The organism is Flavobacterium rhizophilum (assembly GCF_046000485.1).
In the GTDB taxonomy this organism is placed as follows: domain Bacteria; phylum Bacteroidota; class Bacteroidia; order Flavobacteriales; family Flavobacteriaceae; genus Flavobacterium; species Flavobacterium rhizophilum.
On record NZ_JBELQB010000022.1, the window covers coordinates 1 to 3,600 of the forward strand.

At 32.2% G+C, this 3,600-nt stretch carries 4 protein-coding genes; all 4 read left to right on the forward strand.

Annotated elements, in window-relative coordinates:
- Positions 1-1,046 (forward strand): RHS repeat domain-containing protein (locus tag ABS768_RS17465; protein ID WP_408076235.1); only part of this gene is annotated, 1,046 nt, incomplete at its 5' end.
- Between the two features lie 16 nt (positions 1,047-1,062).
- Complete coding sequence (locus ABS768_RS17470; RefSeq protein ID WP_408076236.1) at positions 1,063-1,416, forward strand: hypothetical protein; 354 nt, start codon at positions 1,063-1,065, stop codon at positions 1,414-1,416.
- 509 nt (positions 1,417-1,925) lie between these two features.
- Positions 1,926-2,849: an RHS repeat-associated core domain-containing protein gene (locus tag ABS768_RS17475; protein ID WP_408076238.1), complete on the forward strand. Its 924-nt coding sequence runs from the start codon at positions 1,926-1,928 to the stop codon at positions 2,847-2,849.
- Positions 2,806-3,288: a hypothetical protein gene (locus ABS768_RS17480; RefSeq protein ID WP_408076237.1), complete on the forward strand. Its 483-nt coding sequence runs from the start codon at positions 2,806-2,808 to the stop codon at positions 3,286-3,288. Before ABS768_RS17475 ends, ABS768_RS17480 begins: the two co-directional genes overlap by 44 nt.
- The last annotated feature ends 312 nt before the right edge of the window (positions 3,289-3,600 follow it).

The window sequence follows — 3,600 nt, forward strand, 5'->3', positions numbered from 1 at the left end:
GACAGAATGCCCCAACATTATCACCAATTGTTGAAGGGGATAAACCATCCTACAGGCATTATGCAGAAATGCTTAATATATTCTATTTCCATCCTGATCACTTGGGTAGTTCAAGTTATATCAGTAACTTAGCTGGTAACGTGAGCCAGCATATAGAGTATATGCCGTTTGGTGAAATGCTGGTTGACGAACACATCAATTCCTTTAACACGCCGTTTAAGTTTAACGGCAAGGAGTTTGACGAAGAAACAGGAAATTATTATTATAGTGCCAGATATTATGACCCAAAATGGAGTATGTTTATAGGAGTAGATCCATTGGCGGAGAAGTATCCTGACTGGAGTTCTTATGCTTATTGTTTTAATAACCCGGTAAAACTTGTAGACCCTACTGGTATGGAACCAAATGACCCGCCGCCTGGCGGAGGAGATCAGGGAGGGTATCATAAGGAATATACGGTTCAACAGTATATAAGTTTCTTCGAAAAAAGTCATAACATAACAATGAATAATGATCGAAAGTATATGTTAAAACAAGGTTGTATTGGTATGGTTTTTTTAGAATTATATGGCTCAACAAATGATGTGAGTAGTTTTGTGCAACATAAAGAAAGGGAAACATATCTACCCTCGATGGAGTTTGCTTATTCTAAATTAGATAAAGCAATTCAGGTTATGAATGAACATAACGCAGCGATTAAAGATAATAATAAAGAGGGTAGGGCTTTTGTATTTGCCATAAGATTTTATGAATCAACAAAGGGTGAATGCCCTGTAAATGAAACTACTAATGAAGTTGATATGTCTGGGTGGAAGTTAAACGTTCCATTTAAAAATAGTATTATGTTTGATTATGGAGTTTATAATGAAAATACACAAAAATTTTGGCATGCCAATCACCAAGAAGTTGGTGATCCTAATGATCCAATGATGGTACATGAGTCAGATGTAAATTATTATGCTAATGAATACCCGGCTTCTTTCAACAGAACCGTATATTGCGTTGGCTACTCTTCATTCCCAACAAGTGTAAATAAAGATGAGTAATCTAATTAAGTTAATTATGAAATATTTTGTATTAGTTTGTTTTTTGCTAATTATGAGTTGTAAGTCAGGGAAAGAAGCAGGTACTGTTGATTCCGTCATTGGAGTTGCGCACAGCAATAAAACCGGAGCTATATTATATAGTGATAGTGAAAAAGTATATCGAATTGCAGGTTTAAGGCGTTGGGATACTATTTATGAAGGTAAAAAAGTAAAATTAAAGGGGAATTTTAGATTTATAGATGCGGAAGCTATTCATAGGAAGAATGCAGCTAATGTTTCTTCACCTGTATTAAAAAATCTTGCGTTTCAGGGGTATCCCCAATATTATTCTGTAACAAATGCTACATGGGAATTGTATAACCCTGATTAATCTAACCCTCTAAACAGTATAGGATATATAATAAAAGCTAAACTTTTTAATGTATATCTTATTAGGGTATAGAAACCTAATTGTAACTATAAGTCGGTAATGTATCAGATTAGGTGTTTTGATAAAATTACAATGTAACCATTTGAAAAACAGTATTAAATTAGAAATTTTGATTAAAAAAGAGACGACCATCAGGTCGTCTTTTCTATTTTTAAGGTTTTATAATAACTTAATGTATCAAAATAGGTGGTAAAAATCGAATGCGATTTTTGGGTAGTGTTTCAAGTGTGTTGACTTGCTTTAGATTTTGAAATTAAGTTTTTCTAAATCCTCTATAAAAGAGTTCGATAATTGTTTCATTTTCTTAATAAGTAAAAAACTTCGGTAAAAACCGGAGTTTTTTTGTTTATATTAGTAATGGTATGGTAAGAGCATGACACTCAAGTTATAGAGGTAGTTCAAGTTATATCAGTAACTTAGCTGGTAATGTGAGCCAGCATATAGAGTACATGCCGTTTGGTGAAATGCTGGTTGACGAACACATCAATTCGTTTAACACGCCGTTTAAGTTTAACGGCAAGGAATATGATGAGGAAACAGGAAATTATTACTATGGAGCAAGGTATTATGACCCAAAATGGAGTATGTTTATAGGAGTAGATCCATTAGCGGAGAAATACCCTGACTGGAGTTCTTATGCATATTGCTTTAATAATCCTATTAGATATGTTGATCCTACAGGTATGAAAGGTGAAGATCATATATTTGATATAAAAGGTAAACTAATTGAAGATACAGGTGAGGGTAGTAGTATTTATATTGATATTGATGGAAAAAGATTGAAACCTTCACAATTGGACTCATCAAATAAAGAACACAGACAAGCAATGGCTAATGTTGCAGGATATTATCGTCGACAAATGAAAAAAGATGGGTTAATGGGAGCTGCTTATGATAAAAAGCAACCACAATCTTCTTTTAATCCAGCTTATACGCCGTCTGACAATATAATGCGTCTTAATGGCAACGGGTGTTTTTCTGAAAGTATTGACGATTATAATAATTTAAAGAATATAATTTTTCATGAAGCTGAGCATGTCTCTAATCATAAGGGCGGTATCGAGTCAACATTCAAAAATCATGCTGAAATTTATTACCAACAAATGAAGGATGATACTTTTAGTAGGACTACTGATAGTTTTAAATCTGGTACAGTAACTTCTTTTGCATTATATCTTTTGAATATGGATAAATCTACAGAAGAGAATCATACATCCTCCATAGAAAGTTTGATTAATAATTTTAATGCATTGAATACAGGATATAAATTAATAGTACCTAATCCTACGTATCAAAAAGGAAATTTAAACATAATAAAAATACATCCCGATGGAAGCAAAAATGAAGTTAAATTTATGGAATTGGATAATTAGAGTGTTCTTTTTTATTGCTCTAACGATGCTTTTTGCCTGTGAAAAAAATAATATTGAAGACATTTTAATTACAGGTGAAGATGAGTATTGGTGTAGATATGATAGCGCTACGCCTGGCTTTAATGATAAATATTATAAATTTCATTCAGATAGTCTTTATGATCTATACTCAATAGATATTAATGGTATTGTTAAATTAGAAAAAAATTCGCTAGATAATTATCCGAATAATACATGGTATACAACCAAAGACAGTATATTTAGAATTAGTGGCTTCGCTTTTGATTTGGTAATGTATAATGAAAATGTCATATTATTAGGTACATGTGAGACAAGGAATGTTTTTCTTGTTAAAGAAAATATAAAAAATAGAAGAAAAAGCCCAGTTTTTTATTGTAATAAAAGATTGGATAACCCTGATAAGTATGAATATGAATAATCTAAAAACAAAAGGTAATGTGTCAGATTAGGTGTTTTGATAAAATTATAATGTAACCATTTGAAAGACAGTATTAAATTAAAAGTTTTGATTAAAAAAGAGACGACCAACAGGTCGTCTTTTCTTTTTAAGGTTTTATAAATAATTTAATGTATCAAAATGGTAGTTATGGCTACCAGCAACCGCACGCACCAAGGAAGATTACTGAATATCCGTCGTGGGTGAGTGTTCCCGGGAATGATCCCCGTGTAAGGCACAAGGAAATAGATTATGATGCTAATGGTAACCAAACCGAAATAAAGGAAAAAGTAG

What these genes read in the sequence shown, in the direction of transcription:
- ABS768_RS17470 (WP_408076236.1), top strand. Translation starts at nt 1,063, where the DNA reads ATGAAATATTTTGTATTAGTTTGTTTTTTGCTAATTATGAGTTGTAAG.
- ABS768_RS17475 (WP_408076238.1), top strand. Translation starts at nt 1,926, where the DNA reads ATGCCGTTTGGTGAAATGCTGGTTGACGAACACATCAATTCGTTTAAC.
- ABS768_RS17480 (WP_408076237.1), top strand. Translation starts at nt 2,806, where the DNA reads ATGGAAGCAAAAATGAAGTTAAATTTATGGAATTGGATAATTAGAGTG.